Source organism: Luteibacter aegosomaticola (genome assembly GCF_023078475.1).
GTDB lineage: Bacteria > Pseudomonadota > Gammaproteobacteria > Xanthomonadales > Rhodanobacteraceae > Luteibacter > Luteibacter aegosomaticola.
Window position 1 is genome coordinate 4,514,478 of the sequence record NZ_CP095741.1, and the last position, 24,178, is coordinate 4,538,655.

The 24,178-nt window shown below is 64.5% G+C and carries 25 protein-coding genes; 15 read left to right on the plus strand and 10 right to left on the minus strand.

Translation table 11 applies throughout. From position 1 onward, the window contains the following. Positions 1 to 23 precede the first annotated feature (23 nt). From L2Y96_RS20290 to L2Y96_RS20305, 5 genes are all read right to left on the minus strand, one after another. Positions 24 to 914 carry a cytochrome c oxidase subunit 3 gene (locus L2Y96_RS20290; protein WP_247329885.1) on the minus strand — a complete coding sequence of 297 codons (891 nt, stop codon included), beginning with the start codon at positions 912 to 914 and terminating at the stop codon, positions 24 to 26. Positions 915 to 946: 32 nt separating this feature from the next. After that, the gene (locus L2Y96_RS22935; protein WP_256452193.1) at positions 947 to 1,075 is read right to left on the minus strand and encodes a hypothetical protein; all 129 of its coding nucleotides are present in this window, start codon (positions 1,073 to 1,075) and stop codon (positions 947 to 949) included. Next, a complete protein-coding gene (gene ctaD, locus L2Y96_RS20295) occupies positions 1,075 to 2,694 on the minus strand; it encodes a cytochrome c oxidase subunit I (protein WP_247329888.1) in 1,620 nt (539 codons plus the stop codon). Before ctaD ends, L2Y96_RS22935 begins: the two co-directional genes overlap by 1 nt. A gap of 34 nt (positions 2,695 to 2,728) precedes the next feature. After that, a complete protein-coding gene (coxB, locus tag L2Y96_RS20300) occupies positions 2,729 to 3,553 on the minus strand; it encodes a cytochrome c oxidase subunit II (protein WP_484497398.1) in 825 nt (274 codons plus the stop codon). Between the two features lie 100 nt (positions 3,554 to 3,653). Further along, entirely contained in the window at positions 3,654 to 4,136 is a 483-nt protein-coding gene (locus L2Y96_RS20305) for a DUF2244 domain-containing protein (RefSeq protein ID WP_247329894.1), read from the minus strand. 274 nt (positions 4,137 to 4,410) lie between these two features. On the opposite strand from L2Y96_RS20305, the gene L2Y96_RS20310 reads away from it, so the two are divergent. From L2Y96_RS20310 to L2Y96_RS20345, 9 genes are all read left to right on the plus strand, one after another. After that, entirely contained in the window at positions 4,411 to 4,785 is a 375-nt protein-coding gene (locus tag L2Y96_RS20310; protein WP_247329896.1) for a hypothetical protein, read from the plus strand. Beyond that, positions 4,782 to 4,910, plus strand: coding sequence for a hypothetical protein (locus tag L2Y96_RS22940; protein ID WP_256452194.1), 129 nt, complete (start codon positions 4,782 to 4,784; stop codon positions 4,908 to 4,910). The genes L2Y96_RS20310 and L2Y96_RS22940 overlap by 4 nt, the downstream gene beginning before the upstream one ends. A 49-nt stretch (positions 4,911 to 4,959) precedes the next feature. Then, positions 4,960 to 5,319: a hypothetical protein gene (locus tag L2Y96_RS20315; protein ID WP_247329899.1), complete on the plus strand. Its 360-nt coding sequence runs from the start codon at positions 4,960 to 4,962 to the stop codon at positions 5,317 to 5,319. 120 nt (positions 5,320 to 5,439) lie between these two features. Beyond that, positions 5,440 to 5,802 (plus strand): hypothetical protein, encoded by a 363-nt coding sequence (locus L2Y96_RS20320; RefSeq protein ID WP_247329902.1) that lies wholly within the window; start codon positions 5,440 to 5,442, stop codon positions 5,800 to 5,802. Then, positions 5,799 to 8,144 carry a zeta toxin family protein gene (locus L2Y96_RS20325; RefSeq protein ID WP_247329904.1) on the plus strand — a complete coding sequence of 782 codons (2,346 nt, stop codon included), beginning with the start codon at positions 5,799 to 5,801 and terminating at the stop codon, positions 8,142 to 8,144. The genes L2Y96_RS20320 and L2Y96_RS20325 overlap by 4 nt, the downstream gene beginning before the upstream one ends. 111 nt (positions 8,145 to 8,255) lie before the next feature. After that, positions 8,256 to 11,408 (plus strand): bifunctional proline dehydrogenase/L-glutamate gamma-semialdehyde dehydrogenase PutA, encoded by a 3,153-nt coding sequence (gene putA / locus L2Y96_RS20330; RefSeq protein WP_247329907.1) that lies wholly within the window; start codon positions 8,256 to 8,258, stop codon positions 11,406 to 11,408. Between the two features lie 502 nt (positions 11,409 to 11,910). Beyond that, complete coding sequence (locus L2Y96_RS20335; RefSeq protein ID WP_247329909.1) at positions 11,911 to 12,090, plus strand: hypothetical protein; 180 nt, start codon at positions 11,911 to 11,913, stop codon at positions 12,088 to 12,090. A 133-nt stretch (positions 12,091 to 12,223) separates the two neighbouring features. Further along, positions 12,224 to 12,727, plus strand: coding sequence for a hypothetical protein (locus tag L2Y96_RS20340; protein WP_247329912.1), 504 nt, complete (start codon positions 12,224 to 12,226; stop codon positions 12,725 to 12,727). Positions 12,728 to 13,176: 449 nt separating this feature from the next. After that, positions 13,177 to 13,656, plus strand: coding sequence for a hypothetical protein (locus tag L2Y96_RS20345; protein ID WP_247329915.1), 480 nt, complete (start codon positions 13,177 to 13,179; stop codon positions 13,654 to 13,656). A 51-nt stretch (positions 13,657 to 13,707) separates the two neighbouring features. On the opposite strand, the gene dcp is transcribed toward L2Y96_RS20345, so the two are convergent. From dcp to bioD, 3 genes are all read right to left on the minus strand, one after another. Continuing rightward, positions 13,708 to 15,897, minus strand: a complete 2,190-nt coding sequence (gene dcp, locus L2Y96_RS20350; RefSeq protein WP_247329917.1) for a peptidyl-dipeptidase Dcp — start codon at positions 15,895 to 15,897, stop codon at positions 13,708 to 13,710. 202 nt (positions 15,898 to 16,099) lie between these two features. After that, positions 16,100 to 16,438 carry a hypothetical protein gene (locus tag L2Y96_RS20355; protein WP_247329919.1) on the minus strand — a complete coding sequence of 113 codons (339 nt, stop codon included), beginning with the start codon at positions 16,436 to 16,438 and terminating at the stop codon, positions 16,100 to 16,102. A gap of 36 nt (positions 16,439 to 16,474) precedes the next feature. Beyond that, a complete protein-coding gene (bioD, locus tag L2Y96_RS20360; RefSeq protein ID WP_247329921.1) occupies positions 16,475 to 17,146 on the minus strand; it encodes a dethiobiotin synthase in 672 nt (223 codons plus the stop codon). Between the two features lie 75 nt (positions 17,147 to 17,221). Between bioD and L2Y96_RS20365 the strand changes: the two genes are divergently transcribed. Further along, on the plus strand, positions 17,222 to 17,710 hold the full coding sequence (locus L2Y96_RS20365; protein WP_247329923.1) for a GAF domain-containing protein: 489 nt from the start codon (positions 17,222 to 17,224) through the stop codon (positions 17,708 to 17,710). Between the two features lie 128 nt (positions 17,711 to 17,838). On the opposite strand, the gene yihA is transcribed toward L2Y96_RS20365, so the two are convergent. Continuing rightward, positions 17,839 to 18,483: a ribosome biogenesis GTP-binding protein YihA/YsxC gene (yihA, locus tag L2Y96_RS20370; protein WP_247329925.1), complete on the minus strand. Its 645-nt coding sequence runs from the start codon at positions 18,481 to 18,483 to the stop codon at positions 17,839 to 17,841. Positions 18,484 to 18,659: 176 nt separating this feature from the next. Between yihA and L2Y96_RS20375 the strand changes: the two genes are divergently transcribed. The 5 genes from L2Y96_RS20375 to L2Y96_RS20395 all read left to right on the plus strand — a co-directional run bounded on the left by L2Y96_RS20375 (position 18,660) and on the right by L2Y96_RS20395 (position 22,426). Next, positions 18,660 to 19,469, plus strand: coding sequence for a c-type cytochrome (locus L2Y96_RS20375; RefSeq protein ID WP_247329926.1), 810 nt, complete (start codon positions 18,660 to 18,662; stop codon positions 19,467 to 19,469). Positions 19,470 to 19,545: 76 nt separating this feature from the next. Then, the gene (locus L2Y96_RS20380; RefSeq protein ID WP_247329927.1) at positions 19,546 to 20,424 is read left to right on the plus strand and encodes a thiol:disulfide interchange protein DsbA/DsbL; all 879 of its coding nucleotides are present in this window, start codon (positions 19,546 to 19,548) and stop codon (positions 20,422 to 20,424) included. Positions 20,425 to 20,451: 27 nt separating this feature from the next. After that, positions 20,452 to 21,138: a thiol:disulfide interchange protein DsbA/DsbL gene (locus L2Y96_RS20385; protein ID WP_247329929.1), complete on the plus strand. Its 687-nt coding sequence runs from the start codon at positions 20,452 to 20,454 to the stop codon at positions 21,136 to 21,138. Between the two features lie 83 nt (positions 21,139 to 21,221). Beyond that, positions 21,222 to 22,025 carry an endonuclease/exonuclease/phosphatase family protein gene (locus L2Y96_RS20390; protein ID WP_247329931.1) on the plus strand — a complete coding sequence of 268 codons (804 nt, stop codon included), beginning with the start codon at positions 21,222 to 21,224 and terminating at the stop codon, positions 22,023 to 22,025. Positions 22,026 to 22,039: 14 nt separating this feature from the next. Next, positions 22,040 to 22,426, plus strand: coding sequence for a hypothetical protein (locus tag L2Y96_RS20395; RefSeq protein ID WP_247329934.1), 387 nt, complete (start codon positions 22,040 to 22,042; stop codon positions 22,424 to 22,426). A 98-nt stretch (positions 22,427 to 22,524) separates the two neighbouring features. On the opposite strand, the gene L2Y96_RS20400 is transcribed toward L2Y96_RS20395, so the two are convergent. Beyond that, the gene (locus tag L2Y96_RS20400; RefSeq protein ID WP_247329935.1) at positions 22,525 to 24,159 is read right to left on the minus strand and encodes a glycoside hydrolase family 17 protein; all 1,635 of its coding nucleotides are present in this window, start codon (positions 24,157 to 24,159) and stop codon (positions 22,525 to 22,527) included. Between the last annotated feature and the right edge of the window lie 19 nt (positions 24,160 to 24,178).

Sequence of the window (24,178 nt, forward strand, 5' to 3'; positions counted from 1 at the left end):
GCCTCGCGGCGGGTTTCAGCATCTCAGAGCACATAGACAAACAGGAACAACGCCAGCCAGACCACGTCGACGAAGTGCCAGTACCACGCCACGGCCTCGAAGCCGAAGTGGTCGTCCTTCGTGAAGTGGCCCTTGGCGCAGCGGATCCAGATGATCGCCAGCATGATCGTGCCCAGGGTCACGTGCATGCCGTGGAAGCCGGTGAGCATGAAGAACGTGGCGCCGTAGACGCCGCTGCCCAGGGTCAGGTTGAAGTGTTCGTACGCTTCGGCGTATTCGTGCGCCTGGCAGAACAGGAAGGTCGCGCCCAGCAGCACGGTGAAGCCGAGGCCGATGAGCAACGCCTTGCGGTGACCCGCCTTTAGCGCATGGTGCGCAATGGTGATGGTCACGCCCGACGAGAGCAGGATCAACGTATTCAGCAGGGGCAGGCCCCAGGCCGCGATGGTGTGGAAGTTGCCACCGATCTTGTCCGGGCCACCGCCGCCCGATGCACCCCAGGCTGCGCTGTAGTTATCCCACACGAACTGGTGGGTCAGCACACCGTGGCCTTCACCGCCGAGCCAGGGCACGGAGAAGATGCGAGCGTAGAACAGCGCGCCGAAGAACGCCCCGAAGAACATCACCTCGGAGAAGATGAACCACATCATGCCCATGCGGAACGATCGGTCCACCTGGCTGTTGTAGCTGCCGGCCATCGATTCGTGGATGACCGAGCGGAACCAGCCGAAGAACATGCCGAAGATCATCAGCACGCCGACCATGAACACGATCTTGCCGAAGCCGGAATCCCCCGGCTCCGCATTCAACCAGTGCGCGGCACCGAACACGGTGACGAACATCGAGACCGCGGCCACGATGGGCCACTGGCTCTTGCTCGGTACGAAATAAGCGTCTTGTTGCTGGTGACCCATGCTGGTTTCCCGTGGAAGTCGCTTGTTGGCCGTTACAGCTTCAACATCTGCACGATCGACAGGACGAAGATGCCGAGCGCCACGCAGCCCGCGATCCACGCGGTGCGGCGGGCGCGCTTGCGCCGCTCATCAGTGCCGTTGTCGACCATGGCATTCATCATCAGTGATCCGTGTTGCCGTGGGCCAGCTCATCGTCATGGATGACCGGCGGCACGTCGAAGGTGTGGTGCGGAGCCGGCGACGGCACCGTCCACTCCAGGCCCTTCGCGCCTTCCCAAGAGCGGTCTGCGGCTTTCTTCTTCGAGAACCACACGCAGTGCACGATCACGCCCAGGAAGATCAGCTGCGAGGCGCCGAACCAGAAGCCGCCGATCGAGCTGATCATGTTGAAGTTGGCGAAGGCCACGTTGTAATCGGGAATACGGCGCGGCATGCCGGCCAGCCCCAGGAAGTGCTGCGGGAAGAAGAGCACGTTCACCGAGATGACGCTGGACCAGAAATGGATCTTGCCCCACGTCTCGCTATACATGTGGCCCGACCACTTCGGCAGCCAGTAGTACGCGGCTGCCATGATCGAGAATGCCGCACCGGTCACCAGCACGTAGTGGAAGTGCGCCACCACGAAATAGGTATCGTGGTACTGGAAGTCGGCCGGGGCCAGCGCCAGCATCAGGCCGGAGAAGCCGCCGATGGTGAACAGGATGACGAACGCGATGGAGAACAGCATCGGCGTCTCGAACGTCATCGAGCCGCCCCACATCGTGCTTACCCAGTTGAACACCTTCACGCCCGTCGGCACGGCGATGAGCATGGTGGCGTACATGAAGAAGATCTCCGCACCCATCGGCAGGCCCACGGCGAACATGTGGTGGGCCCAGACGATGAACGAGAGGAACGCGATGGAAGCAATCGCGAACACCATGGCCTTGTAGCCGAAGATCGGCTTGCGGGCGAAGGTGGGGATGATCTCCGAGATGATCCCGAACGCCGGCAGGATCATGATGTACACCTCGGGGTGCCCGAAGAACCAGAAGATGTGCTGGTAGAGCACCGGGTCGCCGCCGCCGGCGGCATTGAAGAAGTTGGTGTGGAAGTACTTGTCGGTGAGCAGCATCGTCACCGCGCCCGCCAGCACCGGCATCACCGCGATCAGCAGGAACGCCGTGATCAGCCAGCTCCACACGAACACCGGCATCTTCAGCAGATCCATGCCCGGGGCGCGCATGTTGAGAATGGTGGCGATGATGTTGATCGCGCCCATGATCGAGCTGATACCCATCAGATGCACCGCGAACACCACGTAGGCGATCGATTCGCCCTGCAGTGAAAGCGGCGGGTACATCGTCCAGCCACCGGCAGGACCACCGCCCGGCATGAACAGCGTGCTGAGCAGCAGCAGGAACGCGAACGGCATGATCCAGAACGAGAGGTTGTTCATGCGCGGCAGGGCCATGTCCGGCGCGCCGACCATGAGCGGGATCATCCAGTTCGCCAGGCCCACGAACGAGGGCATGATGGCGCCGAAGATCATGACCAGCGCGTGCATCGTCGTCATTTCATTGAAGAAATACGGCTGCACGAGCTGCATGCCCGGCTTGAACAGCTCCGCGCGGATCACCATCGCGAAGGCGCCGCCGATGAAGAACATCAGCAGGGCGAACACCAGGTAAAGGGTGCCGATATCCTTGTGGTTCGTGGACATCACCCAGCGCTGGAAGAATCCCTGCGGCGCGTGGTGATCATGATGATCGTGGTGGTCGTGGGTGGCTGCGTTCGCCATGGGCCTTGCACCTCTACCTAAGACTTGTACGGGATCAGCCCTGCGGGGCCGTGGCGGGATTGGCCTGGGCGGTCTGCGCAGCCTGCTGCACCTTCGCCTCGTCCTGCTGGGTGGCCAGCCACTGTTCGAATTCAGCCTTGGGCACGGCCTTCACCACGATGGGCATGAAGCCGTGGTCCTGGCCGCAAAGCTCGGCGCACTGGCCGCGATACACGCCAGGCTCCTTGAGCTTCGTCCACGCCGCGTTGGCGATACCCGGGATCGCGTCCATCTTCCAGCCCAGCGCCGGCACCCACCACGAGTGGATGACGTCGCCGCCGACGATGATGAAGCGGATCTTGACGCCTACCGGGACGACGAGCGGCTTGTCGACGTCGAGCAGGTAGGTCTTGTAACCGTCGACCTGGATCTTCTCCGGGTCGAGGTTGGAGCGGAGCTGGCGGGTGCGGTCGGAGCTTTCTTCCAGCTTGGACATGAAGCCCACGCGGTCGACCGGCTTGCCCTTGTATTCCACGTAGTCGTAGCGCCACTTCCACTGGTACCCGGTGACCTTGATGGTCATTTCCGAGTTCGTGGTGTCGGCGAACGTGGTGAGGCCGCCCGTGGCGAGCTTGGCCAGGAAGATCAGGATGATGACGGGGATGACCGTCCAGACGATCTCGAGCTTGGTGCTGTGGGTCCATTTCTCGGCGACGGCGCCGCGCGATTTACGGAAGCGGAACATCGCCACGAACATGGCGCCAAACACCACGATGCCGATGACGACGCAGACCCACAGCGCCACCATGTGCATGCCATAAGGGGACCATTCCGCGGCACCCTTGGTCATGTTGAGCTGGTCGGGTTCCGGGTTGGCCATTGCCGCCCCGCCCGAAAGGGCTAGTACCACGCCTGCCGTCCACGCCGAAACCAATCGTCGTCCGATGCCGCCAGATGTCATGTTTGCACCTTTGTTGAACCTACCTGCGCGGCTGATCCCTTGCTTCGGACAGCAGCACCATGAGTTTCCCTTTCACCTCGGCCCTCTCCTCTTCCCCAAGGAAGGCGCCGATTTCGAGCTCGTTACCGTGCGATGTAATCAAGAGCCGCTGGCGACCATCCCCCGGTGCCAGCCCGATGCGTACCCAATATGTCTGGAAACGAGACACCCGTCGACCCGGCAGGTGCCGCACCTCCAGCGTATCCGGGCCAATGGCAATGCGTTCACCCCTGTCGCCGGCCCGCCAGGCCGCGCCAAGCGCGAACCCCACGACGAACGCCTCGATCAGCGCAAACAGGGGGGCGAAGACGTTCCCCTGCCACGCGCCAAACGCCGCGGTCGCCAGGGCCAACGCCGAAAGCCCGATGATCAGCCGACTCAGGCCGCGCTGGTCCAAGGCGCGGTTAGGCTTAAGCCATACCACGCGCGGGTGACCCGCGACGGTCGGTCGAAGCACGAACATGGAAATCCGGCGTGCCTGGAACAGACCGATGATAGGGCGGAGGCACCTATGCAGCAAGGTTGGGAAGGGGCGCGATGTCGCAGGTGGGCCGCCCACGGGCAATAGGGGCCCCAATGACAGGGCATGGGGCACCCGGCGTGGCGGGGGCTGTAAGCGGCCGCTACGCCACCTCACCCCTACTCATGCCGCAACGCATCATGAAATTCTCGGGTAACGACCCGGAGCTACGCGAAACAGATACGATCCGAGAGCAACTTCGGACAAGGACATCTGTATGTGGCCGCTGAACCACCTCCCCCCGCCGCCCATGCCGCAGGGCGTCACAGAACACTTGAGCGACTACCCTGACTTGCTCGAAGAGTTGCAGCTCGCTTTAAACAACGTCGTACTCAAGCCGGCGCTTTCGATACCCCCGTTCGAAGTTGCGATCTGGACGCTTAAGGACGGCCTTGGGGGCATCATGGGCGACGCGCAGGGTGAACTCCGCAAAGCTGAGGCCGCTGGCGATGCGCTGGCCGCCGCGCAAGCCGAGAAGAAACGGAAGGCCGCGAGTCTTGCCAGATCCAGTGCTTACGGGATGCAAGATCTCGACGACCTTCATCAGTACTTCGAGGAGAACCGAAGGGCACTGCGACGAGCAGCCCGATGAACGGCGACGAAGGCCACCTCGATCCCATCACGCGTGCGCATGGTATTGCAGAGCAGGTCGCGCCAGTGGACGAGGCACTCATTGCGAAAATGCAAGTGCAGCCCAAGGCAATCATCCGAGCGTGACAGTCAGTACAAGTACGATCCGACATCAACATCAGCCAAGGACAGCTGCATGTGGCCTCTTAGCCCTCTCCCCCAGCCGCCTCTTCCTCAACGGATAAAAGAGTATCTGGACGAATATCCAGATCTTCTTGAACGGCTTCAGCAAGGTCTGAATGACGTTGTGCTCAAGCCATCACTGGCCACGCCCCCGTTTGAAGTCGCGATCTGGGCGCTAAAAGACAGTCTCGAAACCTTCTATATCGATGCGCAAGCCGAGCTCCATGCAGCCAGAGATGCTGGCGACGCCATGGCGATTACCCGGGCCGAAAAGAAAGAGATCGCGGTAGGGTATGCGGGATCAAGCGGCTACGGGATGCGGGATCTCAGAGAGCTCAGGCAATATTTTGAGGAAAATCGGCAAGTGCTGTGATGAGTAGCACCGTCGCGTCGCGCCGGGTGAGCTAGCTACAAGCGTTGCGCATGCTAGCTCACGGCAGCGATCCTGCAGAACAGGTACGATCCGAAAACAACCTCAGACAAGGACAGCTGCATGTGGCCGCTTAGCCCCCTTCCTCCGCCGCCTATTCCGCAACTCATAAAAGAGTACCTTGGTGATTACCCGGATCTCCTGGAGAAGCTGCAACTCGCATTAAATGATGTCGTGTTGAAGCCAGTTCATTCGGAGCCACCTTTCGAAGTTGCAATTTGGGCGCTCGAAGATGGTCTTTCGGGATTCTTTTGTGATGCACAAGACAGACTCCGCGCAGCCATCGCGACTGGAGATGCAGCTGCCATCGCACAGGCGGAAAGAAGAGAGAGCGCAACCGGGTACGCGAGGTCCAGCGGACATGGGATGAAAGATCTTAGAGAGATCGAGAGATACTTCGAGGAGAACCGGGGGGCCCTGCGATGAGCAGCCACATCAGGGACGAAGGACACCAGCTCGATCCAATCACGCACGAACGCATTTTTGCTGAGCGAATTGTTCCCAGAAGCGGAATCCCGGAAGCTACGTCGCATGTGCAGCCCAAGGCGATCATCCTTGCGGGTCAGCCAGGTGCTGGTAAGGGCGGCCTTGCAAGTCAGGCTACAACTGATCTTCGCCGCGATGTCGTCAAGGTGGATCCCGATGAGCTGCGAGACTACCATCCCGGAGCCACGCGTTTCAGGGCTGAGCATCCGTACACCTGGCCGACTCAGACTCACCCCGATGCGAGCCAGTGGGCGTCAGAGTTGCGCGACGCCGCAATCTCCCAAAAGAAAAACCTAATTATCGACACCACGCTCGGCAACGGCGATGCCGCCGTTGGCATGATTCGGAACCTGCAAGCAAACGGCTACGAGGTAGAGATTCGTGCTGTGGCCACGCATCGTCTGCAGAGCGAGGCGGGCGTCGATAGTCGCTTCACGCAAGGACTCGATCGCAATGGCTTTGGCCGCTATGTACCTGCGGAAGTACGCGAGCACGTCTACCGCGGACTTCCTTCAAGCCTCGATAAGGTTCAGGCACAGACCGATGCCCCCATCCGTATCTTCAACCGCCAGGGCCAGGAACTCTACGACAGCCGCACCGATGCACGCCGTGCGGGCGACGCGCTGACCGAAGCGCGCGAGCAGCCGCTGACCAGTTTGCGGCACACCCGCGAGGTTCGCGACCAGTATCGCCAGCAGCTCAGCTGGCATGACGACCTCGCCAAGAACCTGCCGGAACACACCAAGGTCCCCGCCGACGCGCGCGCCCCGCTGCTGCAAGAACGCGAAAGCCTCCACGTCGTCAAAAGCCTCACCGAAAACGCCGTGCACGCCGAGCGGGGCTACAACACGGCGGCGCGTGGGCTGGCTATGAAAGGACTCGGTGCTGCTGGCGTCGCCACCATGGCCTACGACGCCGCGCATACGAGCCTCCAGGCGCGTGACTTGCTGCAACAGGAAAACGTGACAGGCGCCCAGTCGGGCGTGCTGCACTTCGGCACGCGCACGCTGGGCATGGCTACCGGCGCGGTGGTCGTTGGTGGCATCGGCGCGGCGGCCGGCATCGAGACCGGCCCCGGTGCGTTCGTGACCGGTACGGTGGGTGCGATCGCCGGTGGTATCGGTGGTGACAAGATCGCCGATGCGGTCGACAACTATCGGATTTACCACCAACGCGATCCACAAGGCCTGCCCTGGCGCTATGACCCGGAGAAGCCCGAGCAGGGCTGGGTGTCCGATCTTCCGCCGCTGCCGAACGTCAAGCCGCCGATTGCCGAAGCGGCGTTGCAGAACCGGCTCGATTACCAGGCCTCGGGGCGGGCGACCGAGCTACGCATGGCGCAGCCCGGGGAGTTGCCCGATCCCTACAAACAGCCTGCCAGCGCGCAGGATCCCGCGCGCGTGCAGGCCGAGCCCTGGTCGCGCGATCCGCGAACGCACGCGTGGACGCGCGAGGTCGTCACCGATGTCGTTGATCGTGCGGTGATCCGGCAAACCGAAACGGCCTCACCATCCCGCGCCACAGAACTCGACAAGGCGGCCGAGCAGACGATCGCGCAAAACCGGATGCATTCACCGCAGGGCGTGGCCGCGGCCTACCAGGCGATGTATCAAGAGCGCGGGTGGGACAAGCTCGGCCCCATGCCCGATACGGTGAGCAAGACCTTGAAGGAGGCCGAGCGGACGGTGCGCGCCTCCGACGGTCACGCTTACACCCAAGCCGCCGATGGCCAGTGGAGCACGCCCGGCATGCTCTACGGGCGCAACGCAGCCGAAGGCAACGTGCGCGACGAGCTCAACGCGACGCAACGGCAGACCCATGCCGCCCCGGCTCCCGAGTCGGCGAAGCCGGTGCCGGCGGCACCCCTGCCGCCAGCGCGGCTGGATGACCCGAACCATCCGGACCACGCGTTCTACCTGCAAACCCGTGAGAAGGTTCACCAGCTCGACCGCAGCATGGGCCGTACGCCCGACCAGCACAGCGACCAGGTCGCCTCCGCCCTGACGGTCCAGGCCCGGGCCGACGGCCTGAACCGCATCGACCAGGTCGCCCTGGGCAAGGGCGGGGAAACCCTTTGGGCGGTCCAGACGCCCCCAGGACGTACCGACCACCTTTTCGACCAGCGGACCAGCGTGCCCACCGCCACCGCCAACACGCCCATGGAGCAGAGCGCGGCCCAGTGGCCTCAGGCCATGCAGCAGTTCCAGCAAAGCCAGCAGGAAAGCCAGGCAAAAGCCCAGACACAACAGCAGGCCGCCCACACCCCCGCCATGAGCCACTAGGCCGGGGCATTTACGGGCACAGGAGGATGCCGGGCACCTGCCGCACAGCAACACGCACGGTGGCCCGGCCTCCCCTACAATAGGCGGTCTTCCCCAACCCCACCCGTCCCCGTGAATCCGTCCATCCTCAGTCCCGAACTCCCCGCCGGTGCCGAGCCGGCGCGCGCGCGCATCACAGCCGCCTGGCTGCGCGACGAAACGGAGGCCGTCAACGACCTCCTGGCCCAGGCCACCCTTCCGCCCACCGAGCGTGAGCACGTCATCGACGTGGCCGCCGGCCTGGTCACCCGTGTGCGCGCCCGCGCCAAGGACCAGAGCGCCGTCGAGTCCTTCATGCGCCAGTACGACCTCTCCTCCGAGGAAGGCGTGCTGCTCATGTGCGTGGCCGAAGCCCTGCTCCGCATCCCTGACAAGGCCACGGCCGACAAGCTCATCCGCGACAAGCTGGGCGATGCCGACTGGAAGAAGCACCTGGGCCAGAGCGAGTCCGTGTTCGTCAACGCCTCCACCTGGGGCCTGATGCTCACCGGCCACCTCGTGAACCTGGCGGAAGAAACCCGCCACGACTTCACCTCCGCCCTGCGCCGCCTCGTCGGCCGCGCGGGTGAGCCGGTCGTGCGCCTCGCCGTGCGCCAGGCCATGCGGATCATGGGCCACCAGTTCGTGATGGGACGCACGATCAAGGAAGCCCTGGACCGCTCCGAGGAGAAGGAACACTCGGTGTACCGCTATTCGTACGACATGCTCGGCGAATCGGCGCTCACCCAGGCTACAGCCGAGCGTTACCAGCAGGATTACCGCGACGCGATCAACGCGCTCGGTGCCCGCGGCCCGTTCAAGAGCAACGTCGAAGCGCCGTCGATCTCGGTGAAGCTCTCGGCCCTGCACCCGCGCTACGAAGTGGGCAACCGTGCCCGCGCCCGCGTGGAGCTGGGCGCCAAGCTGCTCGAGCTCTCGCAGCTGGCCTACAAGAACGGCATCGCCCTCTCGGTGGATGCGGAAGAAACCGATCGCCTCGAGCTTTCGCTCGACATCATCGGCGATGTCTTCGCGCACCCGTCGCTGGAAGGCTGGAACGGCCTCGGCATCGTGATCCAGGCCTACCAGAAGCGCGCACCGTTCGTGATCGACTGGGTGGTCGAAAAGGCCCGCGCCACCGGCCGCCGCTGGTTCGTGCGTCTGGTGAAGGGCGCCTACTGGGATGCCGAGATCAAGCGTTCGCAGGAAAACGGCCTGAGCGGCTACCCGGTCTACACGCGTAAGCCGAACACCGACGTCAGCTACCTCGCCTGCGCGCACCGTCTGTTCAATGCCGGTAGCGACCTGGTCTACCCGCAGTTCGCGACGCATAACGCGCACACCATCGCGGCGATCAACCATATCGCCAAGGGCCGTCCGTACGAGAACCAGCGCCTGCACGGCATGGGCGCCGACCTGTACGCGGAAGTGATCGGCAAGGACAAGCTCAACGTCCCCTGCCGCGTCTACGCCCCCGTCGGTACGCATGAAGACCTGCTGCCCTACCTGGTCCGCCGCCTGCTCGAGAACGGCGCCAACACCAGCTTCGTCAATCGTGTGGTGGATGAATCCGTGCCGGTCCGCGACCTCGTCGCCGACCCGTGCGAAACCGTGCGCGCCTTCGCCTCCATCCCCCACCCCCGCATTCCCCTGCCGGTCAATCTGTACGGCGAACTCCGGAAGAACTCCATGGGCATGAACTTCGCAAACGACAACGAGCTCAACGAGCTCGCCGACGCCGTCAACCGCCACTCGGGCCCGTGGACGGCCGCGCCGCTCGTCGCCGGTGGCGCCACCGGTGGCAGCAAGGTCGAAGTGACCGACCCGTCGGATCGCCGCCGCATCATCGGCACCGTCGAAAACGCCTCGGAAGGCCTCGTGGACCAGGCGCTGCGCGCCGGTGTCGCCGCCCAGCCGGGCTGGGACCGCCTGCCGGCCGCCAGCCGCGCCGCGATCCTCGAGCACGCCGCTGAGCAGCTCGAGCACAACCGCGCCGAGTTCATCGCCATGTGCGTACGTGAAGCCGGCAAGAGCCTGCCTGACGCCATCGCGGAAATCCGCGAAGCGGCCGACTTCCTGCGCTACTACGCCACGATGGCCCGCCGCCTGTTCGGCCAGCCGGAACAGCTCCCGGGTCCCACCGGCGAGAGCAACCAGCTGTTCCTCAACGGCCGCGGCGTGTTCGTCTGCATCAGCCCGTGGAACTTCCCGCTGGCCATCTTCCTGGGTCAGGTCGCTGCTGCCCTTGCCGCCGGTAACGCCGTGATCGCCAAGCCGGCCGAGCAGACCTCGCTCATCGGCTACGCCGCGGTGAAGCTGCTGCACGCTGCCGGCGTGCCGGCGGATGTGCTGCAGTTCCTGCCGGGCGACGGCGCGACCGTCGGTGCCGCCCTCACCCGCGACCCGCGCGTGGCTGGCGTGGCCTTCACCGGCTCGACCGACACCGCCTGGGCAATCAACCGCGCCCTCGCCGCCCGTAACGCTCCGATTGCCGCACTGATCGCCGAGACCGGCGGCCAGAACGCGATGATCGCCGACTCCTCGGCGCTGCCCGAGCAGATCGTGAAGGACGTGATCAACTCGGCGTTCCAGTCGGCCGGCCAGCGTTGCTCCGCCGCGCGCATCCTGTTCGTGCAGGAAGACATCGCCGACAAGGTGATCGGCATGCTCGCCGGCGCCATGGCCGAGCTGAAGGTCGGCGACCCCGGCCTGCTCTCGACCGACGTCGGTCCGGTGATCGACGAAGACGCCCGCCAGATCCTCGTCGACCATGCTGCACGCATGGATCGTGAAGCGAAGAAGATCGGTGAAGTCGTGCTGCCGGAAGGCACGGTCAACGGCACGTTCTTCGCGCCGCGCGCCTACGAAATCCCGTCGCTCGAAACGCTGACCCGCGAAATCTTCGGCCCGGTGCTGCACGTCATCCGCTGGAAGGGTTCCGACCTGGCCAAGGTGGTCGAGCAGATCAACGCCACCGGCTTCGGCCTCACCCTCGGCATTCACAGCCGTATCGACGACACGATCGAGTACATCTCGTCGCGCGCGAAGGTCGGCAACTGCTACGTCAACCGCAACCAGATCGGTGCGGTGGTCGGCGTGCAGCCGTTTGGCGGCGAAGGCCTCAGCGGCACCGGCCCCAAGGCCGGCGGCCCGCACTACCTGCTCCGCTTCGCGGGTGAGCGCACGCTCACGATCAACACCACGGCGGCGGGCGGTAACGCTTCGTTGCTGACGATCGGCGAGTAATCGCCCTTCGGGATGGCACCCAACCGCGCTCCTTCGGGGGCGCGGTTTTTTTTCGCCCACGCACAGGATCGGCCCGGCTTATGCCGGCCTCGATCAGGTCACCCAGACGCCGGCCTTACTGGCGTGACTGGGCGAGCTTGCCGGCTTCGACGACATGCTGTTCGGTCCGTTCTATCAGCGAGCGATGGCATCGCCGCGTAAACTTCATCGTGCATCTCAACCACAAATGGGAAGAAAGCTGGGGCGATCTATCTGAGCACCTGAGCCACAGCCACACGCTGAGTCAGGTGGGCGTTGCTTCGCTGCGGGAGATGATCGATCCGCGGGACAACCAGTTGAAGACGCATTACGACAAGAACAATAAATGCTTCATGCGCAGAACAAGGGATTCAGCGGACACGTGCTGTACTTTATAAGGCGGCTTTATATACGGTATAGGAAGCACACGACGGGCTGATCCAGCCACCTAATTGCTTCGCGGGGGGGACCTCGGCGTTCATCCATGCTGGACGACAATGACATGTTCTCGCCCAGTACCGCGGACGATCACGATCAGCACCGCGGTGGCGGATGGCAACGCTACGTTGCTGACGACCCTCTGGATGCGCGGTTTTTTGCCTACCGGAAACTGAAGGACTGGTGGGACAATCGCTCAATCGATAAGCAAATACAGCAGGAATGAGGCTCAGTGTCTGATCTCCAGGGAATTCGCCTTGTTTGCGTCCAGAAGCGGAGCGATCGGTGAACAGTTATTTTTGTGCCGTCGCCAGCACGCGACAAAAAATAACTTTCATCACGCTGAAAGGAGTCACGCCATGCTAAACGCCAGCCTTTGCCACCTCGCTACGCCCGCGCCTCACGGGCACAAGTCGGCCACATTGCCCGGATTCAAGAAGGTCGACTTCAGCAAGCTTCCCATCGGTCACGCATTCTTCAATGGAGGCTTTCTCGACGATGCATCGCCAAAAATCGCGACGCAAGCCGCGAACACAACCGCGATCATTGGCGAAGACGGTGGGTCCCCAGCCGTACTCCTTATCTGCCAGGAAGACGGCGGGGTGATTTTTAACTTTGGCTTCCCTGTAAAGGGAGCCGTTTTTACCTATAAGAATAACGACCGGTATGCCGTCACTATTTCGGTCGTCAATGGCGGCAGCATGACACTAGTGGAGTTTGTCATTCCCGGAGGGGAGTCAGCGAATATTCCGGTAACCAAAGAGTCCATGGGGCCTGGTTTCACGCCCAGTCCCGTGATCGTTGTCATTTTTGGGAAGCAACCCGCAGCACTCACACTTACCGGGATCCAATACGAGAGCTAACCAGAACATTGCGTTGCTCCGCATCAGGACGACATGGCAACGAGTGGTAAAGCTTCGTTGCTGACGATCGGTGAGTAACGCCTCACCAGCGGAACCAGCCACAGGCCGCGCCCATCGGGGGCGCGGCTTACTTTGTTTTCATCCATGGCAATCGCGTAAATCGATAGGCCGATCTGGCACGCGCGAAGGCATGCTCACGTTTCTCCGGGAGGATGCTCGTTTCTGGCCGATGCGAGGACTACAACGAAAGTTATATTGCAGTCGCGCACCGGCCGGTCGAGTCTGTAAGAACAACCTCGCCGGCCGGTACCCGGCGTCCACCCTAGCTGGAGGACAGCGACATGATGTCGCCCGGTACCGCGCACGCATCCCTGAAAGTTGGTTTCCCTTCCGTTTCGTGCAGGACCCTGCCGAAACCATGCCCCCGGCTTCTCGCCGATCATCCCGAGATGCTTGATCACATCGAGCCGCGACGGCTGGGCCCGCATGCGGTCACGGTGGATTTCGCACGGGCTGCCTTCCACAACATTCCAGCCGGTTCGGCTGAAACGTTCGAGGAACTGGTGATCTTCACCGGAAAAACAGGCCTCGTCATCAGCAGCACCGCAGACGGCAGGCATCAGTTCCTCACGGGCATCAAAGGCCGTGAGAACGATTGCCTGATCCTGTTTCGCCACGCTTACGGCAAGGTATCCGTCCGCCTCGGCGTCGGCAGCCTTGGCGCCGATGCCCATGTCGGCTTCCTGACGCACGGCACCTTCAAGGAAGCCTGGCACGCCACCTACGGCAAGCAGCTAGAGATGCGCATGCCCGATGACAAGGGCTTCTGGACCGACCTGCCTTACGAGGCCACGCAGCTCAATGAGTTGCAGGGCATCGTGTGGCGCGGTGGCACACTGTGTATCGAGCGCATCACCCTTGAGCCTTGAGGGGATTACGCGCAATGAAAAAGGGCCCCTTTCGGGGCCCTTCTCGGGGGCTTACTTCAGGCCACGATCCTTAAGCATCGGCTCGATGCTCGGCTCCTTGCCGCGGAAATCGCGGTAGAGCTTGCCGAGCTCTTCGGTGTTGCCGCGCGAAAGGATCTTGTCGCGGAAGATCTGACCGTTTTCGCGGGTCAGGCCGCCGTGCTCCTTGAACCACTCGAACGCGTCGGAATCGAGCATCTGGGTCCACAGGTACGCGTAGTAACCCGCAGCGTAGCCGTTACCCCAGATGTGCTGGAAGTAGCTGGAGCGGTAGCGCGGCGGCACCTGCGGCAGGGTGAAGCCCACCTTCTTCAGCGCGTCGGCTTCGAACTTGTCCACGTCCTGCTTCGGCGCGTCGGCCGGCAGCATGTGCCACTGCATGTCGAGCAGTGCGGCTGAGATGAGCTCGCTCATCGCATAGCCCTGGTTGAAGCTCGACGCCTTCTTGATCTTCGCGACCAGCTCGGCCGGCATCGGCTCGCCAGTCTTATAGTTCTTGGCGAAGTTGGCGAACACCTTCGGATCCGATGCCCACTGCTCGTTGAACTGCGACGGGAACTCGACGAAGTCGCGTGCGGTGTTCGCACCCGACAGCGACGGGTACTTCGCGTTCGAGAACATGCCATGCAGCGCGTGGCCGAACTCGTGGAACATGGTGGTCACGTCATCCCACGACAGCAGCGCCGGCTGGCCCGCCACCGGCTTGGTGAAGTTGGCCACGTTGAACACGACCGGCTTGGTGCCCATCAGGTGGGACTGGCCCACCAGATTGTCCATCCAGGCGCCGCCGTTCTTGTTATCACGCTTGAAGTAGTCGCAATAGAACAGCGCCAGCGAGGTGCCGTCCTTGTCGAACACTTCGAACACGCGGACATCCGGCTGGTACACCGGGATATCCTTGCGCTCCTTGAAGGTGATGCCGTAGAGCTGGTTGGCGGCATAGAACACGCCATTCTGCAGCACGTTATCCAGCTCGAAGTACGGGCGGACCTGCGACTCGTCCAGGTCGTACTTCGCCTTGCGCACCTTCTCGGCGTAGTGGTCCCAATCCCAGGCCTGTACCTGGAAGCCACCCTTCTCCTGGTCGATCACATCCTGGATGTCCTTCGACTCGGACTTGGCGCGCGCGACGGCGGCCGGCACCAGGCGCTCCATGAACTTTTCGGCGGCTTCCGGCGTCTTCGCCATCTGGTCGTCGAGCTTCCACGCAGCGTAGTTCTTGAAGCCCAGCAGCTTGGCGCGCTCGGCGCGCAGCTGCGCGATGCGCGCGGCGGTGTCACGCGTGTCGTTGGCGTCGTTATGCTCGGCGCGTTCCCACGATGCCTTGAACAGCTTCTCGCGCGTGGCGCGATCGTTCATCGGCTGCAGCTCTGGCTGCTGCGTGGTGTTCTGCAGCGGGAAGACGTACTTGCCTTCCAGGCCACGACCCTTCGCGGCATCCGCCGCGGCAGCGATGTCGGCATCCGACAGGCCATCGAGCGCGGCCTTGTCGTCGACCACCAGCGCGGCGGCCTTCGTCGCAGCGAGCAGCTTGTTGGTGAACTGCGTGCTGAGCGTCGATTCTTCCTTGTTGATCTCCTTCAGGCGGGTCTTGTCCGCTTCGGAGAGCTTGGCGCCGGCGTGCACGAAATCCTGATACTTCACTTCGAGCAGGCGCTTCGACTCGGGATCGAGGTTCAGCGAATCGCGCTTGTTGTAGAGCGTCTCGATGCGCTTGAAGAGCTTGTCGTTGAGGTAGATGGCGTCGCTGTGCTCGGCGAGCTTCGGCGCTTCGTCCTCTTCCACCTTCTGCAGGGTGTCGTTGGTGTTCGCGCCGGTGAGCGCGCCAAAGACCATCTGCGCGCGGGTGAGCAGCACGCCGGACTTTTCGAGGGCGACAACGGTGTTGTCGAAGGTCGGTTCATCGGCCGAATTGGCGATGGCGTCGACTTCGGCCAGCTCCTGCTTCATGCCTTCTTCGATCGCTGGCTGGAAATCGGCATCGGTGATCTTGTCGAACGGCGGCGCCTGGAACGGCAGCGTACTCGCGGTGAGCAGCGGGTTCTCGTGGGCGACAGGGGCGGCAGCGGCGGTACCGGCGGCCGCAGGTGCGGGCGCGGTGCTGGCGGGGGCCGGGGCGGCGGCCTTGTCGGCGTCGTTGGACTGCGAGCAGGCAGTGGTGAGGGCGATCGAGGTGGCGATCACGAGCGTGCGTACCTTCATGGACAGGCGGTCCCCTGGCGTGTTCGAAAGCGAGGACTCTAGCGGTGGCGGCACACCGGGGACAACCGCCACAGGTCCCGGAAAGATTGTTGCGATGCACGGTAGGAGCCCACCCTGTGGGCGACATCTTTCGCGAACACGCCACAGATCCTGTTGCTCTTTCGCGAACGGCGTCGCCCACAGGGTGGGCTCCTACGGGGGGCTATTGGGTGTCGCGCAGTTCCCAGCTGTTGCCGATGAGCAGGTTGAGGCGGTGCTTCACCAGGCGCATGGGCAGGCTGGTGGTGAGCTTCACGTCGTGGCGGTCGCCGGCGGAGAGCTCGCCCGTGGCCGTGGCGCCGGGATCGGTGGCACCCAGGCTGGGATCCACCTCGTCCGGTTCGGGCTGTTTGGCGCGCCAGCGCTGGAACAGGCTGTCGCTGCGCATCGCGTCGGCGATATCCGCCGCCAGCTTTTCCGGGCCAATGCCTTCGAAGGAGAGCTCCGGGTCCGGACCCTTCGCCTTCGCCATGTCTTTTACCGAAAGAAAGTACGTCGTCATGGGTATCCGTTTAAGTCCGGCGCCGTGAAGAGCCCGTCAGCCCAGCGGTGAAAGGTCCAACAACATGGCGGCGTCGGCCGGCCCAACGCGGAACGGCAGCACCCCCAGGCACGGAGCTGGGAGCAGACGGCGCAGGGTCTCGACGTTCTCGTCGCGCAGCAGCATGTCCGGTTCGACGAGGTTGGCGATCCACCCGGCGAGGCGGCAGCCGTCAGCTTGGATCGCCCGCGCGGTCAGGCGAGCATGGCTGATGCAGCCCAGGCGAATGCCGACCACCATCACCACCGGGAGGTCCCAGCGCTGCGGGATCTGCTCGGCGGACATCGTCTCGGAAAGCGGGACCATCCAGCCGCCGACGCCCTCCACCACCACCCGGTCGTAATCCTGGCCGAGGGTAGCGAACGCCGCATCGAGGGGTTCCCAGCCCATCGCCACGCCCTCGCGGGCGGCCGCCAGATGGGGCGACACCGCCTCCTCCAGGGCCAGCGGATTCACCAGCGCGTACGGCGGAGGCGGGTTGCTGGCGGCCTGCAGGTCCAGGGCATCCTGGTTGCGCAGGCCCTCCCGGGTGCGGCCCGAGCCGCTGGCGACGGGCTTCATGCCGGCCACCCTCTCCCCGGCCTGGCGGAAGGCGTGGACCAGCGCCTGGGCGCCATGGGTCTTGCCGATGCCGGTGTCGGTACCGGCCACGAAGAGGTGTCGCGGCATGGGATGGCAGCCTTGCGGAAGCGGGGACGTGGCACCATACACGGCTTCGATCCCCCGTTGAATGCAGGACCTGCCATGTACGAAGCCCGCGCCATCGCCACCGACGACAAGGCCACCCTCTACGCCGACCTGGTGGAGCAGGCCGGGGGCCTCATGCACGGCGAGCCCAATATGATCGCCAATGCCGCCAATTTCGCGGCGCTGGTGTACGACGTGCTGCCCGACCTGAACTGGGCCGGGTTCTATCTGTTCGATGGCGATGAACTGGTCGTCGGCCCGTTCCAGGGCAAGCCGGCCTGCATCCGCATCGCGCTCGGCCGTGGCGTGTGTGGCACGGCCGCGCAGACGGGCCAGACCCAGCTCGTGCACGACGTGCACGCCTTCGACGGCCACATCGCCTGCGATGCGGCCTCCAACTCGGAAGTGGTCGTGCCGCTGTTCCGCGCCGATGGCAGCCTGTTCGGCGTGTGGGACGTGGATAGCCCGCTGGTCGGCCGCTTCGACGACGAGGACAAGCGCGGCATGGAAGCGCTCTGCGCAGCCTTCATGAAAACCCTGGGCTAACCAGATCGCGTAGGAGCCCACCCTGTGGGCGACGCCGTTCGCGAAAACGCCACAGGGCTTCAGAAAGCTTCGAATACCTTGAATACCCTCGCGAAAAGCTGTCGCCCACAGGGTGGGCTCCTACGCGGTTAGAGCTCGTGCGCGCGCGGCGTGTGCAGCAGCTCGATGACGCGGGCCCGCGCCTCATCCACGCCGGTCTTCGCGAGCGACGAGAACATCTGCACCGTGCCCGGGACCTTGTTCTCGCGGAACTGCTTGCGCAACGCCTCCAGCGCCTTGGAACCCTCACCACGCGAGACCTTGTCGGCCTTGGTCATCAGCACGTGGCACGGCAGGTCGGTATCGGCGCAGAACTCGATCATGGTGCGGTCGAAATCCTTCAGCTCATGGCGGATATCCACGATAAGCACGATGCCGCGCAGGCTGCGGCGCATCTTCAGGTAAGCATCGATCTCGCGGCGCCAGTGCGCGCGCATGGCATCGGGCACCTTGGCATAGCCGTAACCCGGCAGGTCGACCAGGCGTGCCGTCAGCGGCTCTTCGCCTTCGCGCTTTAGCGGCGGCAGGTCGAACACCACCATGAGCTGGGTGCGGCCCGGCGTCTTCGAGGTGCGGGCCAGGGCGTTGTGACCCGTCAGGGCGTTCAGCGCACTGGACTTGCCGGCGTTCGAACGGCCTGCGAATGCCACTTCGGCGCCCGTGTCATACGGCAGCTGGGTAATTTCGTTGGCGGCAAGGTTGAAGCGCGCGCCATTGAGGATATTCGACGTCATGGGACCTGGCTTGCCCATGGGGCAGCGAAAACGGAGGCCCGGCAGTGTATGCGATGTGGCGCCACGCCGCCCGCGACGGCCGGTTTGACCGAATCTCAACCAGCCATTCATAATCGTTTGAATGAGGCGCGGGGGGAACGCGCCCGGTCCGGAAGTAACCCTTTGTGGAGAAACCCATGACGTTTCGGCACGCCGCCGCTGCCATTACCGCGATGCTCGTTATGAGCACCGTGGCCGCTCAGACCGCTACTCCTGCCAAGCCGGCTACCGCCGCGCCCGCACCCGCCGCCTCCACCGCGAAGGCCGGGGCCAACCCCGCGACCGATACCGCTACGCCCGGCATGCCCAAGGCCGAGACCCCGACGGTGGCCGCCAACGCATCCCCCGCCGGCACGGCCAAGCCGGGCGAAGCCACGGCGGGCCAGGGCAAGGCTGCCGCCTGCGGTGCCTGCCACGGCATCGATGGCAACTCCACCGATGCGCAGTACCCGCGGCTGGCCGGCCAGAGCGAGCAATACATCGCCGCGCAGCTGGAAGAGTTCAAATCGGGCAAGCGCGTGAATCCGATCATGCTGGGCTTCGCCAGCTCGCTGTCCGAGCAGGACATGCACGACATCGGCGCCTACTTCGCGACCCAGAAGCCGCTCCCGGGCGTGGCCGACCAGGCCCTCGTCGAGCAGGGCGAGACCCTCTACCGCCAGGGCGACACGGCCCGCGGCATCCCGGCGTGCATGGCTTGCCACGGCCCGTCGGGCGCCGGTAACCCGGGCGCCCACTACCCGCGCCTCACCAGCCAGCACAGCCAGTATGTTGAGGCACGGCTCAAGGCCTGGAAGGCATCGACCGAGCCCTCGACCGATCCGCATACGAAGATCATGATGCCCATCGCGCAGAAGCTCGATGACAAGGACATCGCCGCAGTGGCCAGCTACATCGAGGGCCTGCACAGTAACGAACCGACGCAGGCCGCACCCGCGGGCCCGTGAAGGCGTTAAAGTTGACGGAATCGAACGGGCCTTCGGGCCCGTTCGCTTTTTTAAGAACGCAAGAAAAGGACCCACGATGCGACTGCGCCTTCCCCTGCTCTGCGCCGCCCTGATCGGCCTTGCCGCCTGCGGCGGTGGTAACAACGACGCCACCCCGGCTGCCACGCCGGCCCCGGCGCCCGCAGCGACCGCACCGGCCACCGCGCCTGCGACCCCGGCGGCTTCGGGCACGGCAGCTGCCACGCCCGCCGCCACCGACGCGACAGCGGCAGCACCGGCTGCGGCCCCGGCCGACGACGCCAATGACACCCGCCCCGCCCCGAAGCCCTTCGTCGATGAAGGCAAGTGGGTCGAAGGCAAGCATTACTTCCGCATCGATCCGGCCCAGCCGACCAGCAGCCCGGGCAAGATCGAGGTCACCGAGGTGTTCTCCTACGGCTGCCCGGCCTGCTTCCAGTACCACGGCGTGGTCGACGACCTGGCCAAGGCCCTGCCCCGCGGCACGGTCATGACCTACACCCCCGCTTCGTTCCGCCCGGATGAGAACTGGCCGCTGCTGCAGCGCGCCTACCTCACCGCGCAGGCCTTCGGCGTGGACAAGAAGAGCCACGATGCAATGTTCGACGCCGTCTTCAAGAGCGGCGAGCTGGGCATCATCGACCAGCAGACCAACAAGCCCAAGCCGGAATCGGCCTGGCCGACGATCAACGACGTCGCCAAGTTCTACGCCAAGTTCGGTGTGAAGGCCGACGAATTCGCCGCCACCGCCAACTCCTTCACCATCAACACCAAGATGAAGCGCGCCGATGAACTGATTCGCGCCTACGAGGTCGATAGCACGCCGACCATCGTGGTGAACGGCAAGTACCGCCTCACCCCGAACAGCGCCGGCGGTTACGCCCAGTCGGTGGAACTCGTCCAGTGGCTCATCAGCAAGGAGGCCGCGGGCAAGTAACCCGCGTTCCTCAATACGGAGATTTCGATGATCAAGCGTCTTCCCTTCCTGTTCCTCGGCCTCGCCATGGCCACGGCCTGCTCGGCCGGCGGCAATGGCAGCGGCGCACCTGCCGGCGAGCCGGCGGCGGCCGCCACGGCAGCCGCCGCCACCACGCCCACCGAGGGCCAGGAATATGTAGCCACCACCACCCCCGGCCGCTACGCGCCGAAGGACAAGGTGGAAGTGGTCGAGGTGTTCTCGTACGGCTGCATCCATTGCGCCCACTACGAACCGTACGTGGAACAGCTGCAGAAGGAACTGCCGAAAGGCGTGACCTTCCACGCCGTGCCGGCCGCGTTCAACGACGCGTGGCTGCCGTACGCGCAGGCCTACTACGCCGCCAAGAAGCTCAATGTTTCGCCGGAAGCGCACGCCGCGCTGTTCAAGGCGATCCATACCGACCATTACCCGCTGGCCACCATCGAAGAGCTGGGCGACTGGTATCACCAGCACTACGCGGTCGACGCAGCCAAGTTCGTGGCTGCTGCCAAGAGCGACGAGGTGAAGAACCAGATCCTGGCCGATGTGAAGCTGTTCCAGGGCTGGGGCATCGACGGCACCCCGACGATCGTGGTGAACGGTAAATACCGCAGCAACCAGATCAAGACCTTCGACGAGCTGAACGCAACGGCGAAGTTCCTGGTCAATCGCGAACTCAACGGCGGCAAGTAAGCTGCCCCCGACGGATGCCCCCCGTTCACGCGGCGGGGGGCATCCTCTGGCCCCTGTGGCCGCATGAGTAGCCCCCTATCCCCATGAACCGCGCCCCCAACGCAACGCCCGCTGCCGAGCGCACCCTGCGCCTCCTGAGCTGCAACATCCTCGCCGGCGCCAGCGTGCAGCGGTACAGCGACTACTTCACCCGCAGCGTCAACGCCGTGCTGCCGGGCCCCTCGAAACTCGCGAATCTCGATTCGCTGGCCGAATTGCTGCACGAATTCGACGTGGTGGGCCTGCAGGAAGCCGACGCGGGCAGCCTGCGCTCGGGCTTCCTCAACCAGACCCGCTACATCGCGGAAGCGGCCGGCATGCCCTTCTGGAGCCACCAGCCGAACCGGCCGATGGTGCGCGTCGCGCATTCGGCCAACGGCCTGCTCAGCCGCATCGAGCCCACCGAAGTCATCGACTACCCGCTACCGGGCCGGATCAAGGGCCGTGGCGCGCTGTTCGTGCGCTTTGGGCATGGCACGGAAGGCCTCGTCGTGGTCATCGCGCACCTTTCGCTCGGCGCGGCCGCCCGCCTGGGCCAGCTCGCCTTCATCGCGGAGCTGCTCGCGCCCTACCCGCACGCCGTGCTCATGGGCGATCTGAACACCGAGCCGTCCAGCCCGGAAATGCGCCTGCTGTTCGACAAGACCTCGCTGCAGCCGCCGAAGATCCTGACGCCCACCTTCCCCAGCTGGAAGCCGCGGCGCGCGCTGGACCACATCCTGACCTCGGCCGATATCCAGCTCGACCGCACGTGGACATTGCCCCGTGCGTTCTCCGATCATCTGCCGCTCGCCGCCGAAATCCGGCTCCCGCATAGCCTGGCCAGCGCGGCCGGCGCGACGCCTTAGAGGTAAACCGCTCCATGAAACCGAGCCTGCGCGCCGCCCTGCCCTGGGCCATCATCGTCATCGCCGCCGTCGCGGCCGCGCTGCTGCGCTTCCAGTTCATCGAGCCGCAGCACATGCAGCACGCCTGCGAAGGCAGCACGAAACTCTGGTGGTGCAGCACCCGCGAGCTGGTCGTGCAGGGCTTCCTCTCGTACGGCTATGGGTATGCGGCCATCGTGGCGGCCCTGGTGGCGCTGTTCTGGCGTAGCGTCGGCATCGCCACGCTCGCGGCGTGCATCGGCGTGCTCGCGCTGCAGCTGTATTGCTATGAAGGCGGTGCGCTCGCGTTGCTGATCGGCGTGCTCCGCCTGGTCCGCGTGCAGTACGACCGGCAACAAGACGTCTCGCCGATCACCGCCTGATCACCGTAGGAGCCCACCCTGTGGGCGACATCTTTTCGCGGTGAACCGACAAGACCCTGTGGCGTTTGTACGAACGGCGTCGCCCACAGGGTGGGCTCCTACCTGCGGGATGCCCGCCGCCACGCGCTCAGCACCGGCAACGCCAGCGCAAAGCCCAGCACCATCCAGCCCCACGACACGAGATTCGCGCCGAGCTCCTGCACGACCACCGCTACGCCCAACCCAGCGATGAGGATGGCCAGCAGACGCTCCTCGACGAGCGGCATCAGCACGTCTTCGCGCGTACGCAGCAGCGAGAGCAGGAAGAACCCGATGCACGGCAGCGCGAACAGGCCGATCGGGAAATCGCGGTAGCGGCCGTTGAACACCATGAGGATGGCGTAGAGCGCCAGCACGAACATCCAGAAGAAGCGCTGGGGCGTGAACGCATCCGAGTAAGTGATACCGAGGCGGCGGCGCTCCGCCGGGCGCGGCGCGACCGCCGCAGGGTTCACCGGTGACGCCAGTCGCGAAGCCACCGCGCGCGCCAGCGACAACGCGGTGAACAGCGCGATGGCGCCAATCACGATTCCCGTGCCCCACTCCAGCGTGTTGCGGCACGAGAACAACAGCAGCCGCGCGTGTGCAGCCAACGCCGTGCCCGAGGCAAACCCGGCAAGCGCCAGGGCGAACCAGCCGGGCGCACCATGCCAGCGGCGGCGCACGGCGCCGACGGCGAGGAACAGCAGCGTGCCCACGCCACCTGCGGCGAGGGCCCATGTCCAGCGCGGCTCTTCGACGATCGGGCCCGTCATCGCGAACTTGGGCTTCGCGTCCACATCGAAGATGCCCCAATAGCCACCGACGGTGCCTTCGAGATCACGCTTCCACGGCTGGTCGAACGCTTCGATCACGTTGTACGGCATGTCGACCGTTGCCGCGTAGTTGAGGAACTCGCGGATGTAACGGGCTTCGTTGACCAGGCTAGCGCTGGCATCGCGGCGCGTGCGGCCCTGGCTGGGCCAGCCGGTCTCGCCGATCATGATCTGCTTGCCGGGAAACTGCGCCTTCATGTGCTGGTACACATCAGCCACGTGGCGAACCGCCTTTTCGGGCGCGACCGGCTCATCTTCCCAGTACGGCAGGATGTGGATGGTGAGGTAATCCGTGGCCTTCGCCAGCGCCGGGTGCCTCTCCCAGAATTCCCAGACGTCGGCGTAGGTCACCGGTACGTCGGTGGCATCGTTCACGCGCTGGATGTAGGCGGCGAGCGCTTTTTCAGAAAGTTCTCCACGCAGCATCACCTCGTTACCCACGACGATGCCCCGCAGGCTGGCGTGGTCGCGCTTGGCCGCGGCGATACCCAGTTCGATTTCGCGCTCGTTCGCGACCGGGTCGCGGCCCAGCCAGATGCCCATCAGCACCTTCATGCCGTAGCGGCCGGCGATATCCGGCACCGCGCCCAGTCCCTGGCCCATCGAATACGTGCGCACGCAATCGAAGCGCTGGGAAAGCGCCTGCAGGTCGGCTTCGATGCGCTCGGGCGGGATAAAGGCGTGCACATCGAACGGCGTCTCGCCCTTGAGGCGGAACGGCGCATAGGACACGCACGCGATCTTTGCCGTAGGTGAATCCGGCAAGGCCACGGGGCGGCCCAGGAGGTACCAGTAGCCGGCGCCGAACACGGCGGCGGCGATAAGGACGATCCAGGCGAGCGGGCGCGCGAATCGCGCTAGGGCGGTTTGGGGCGGCATGCCGTTCCAGATGAGCGCG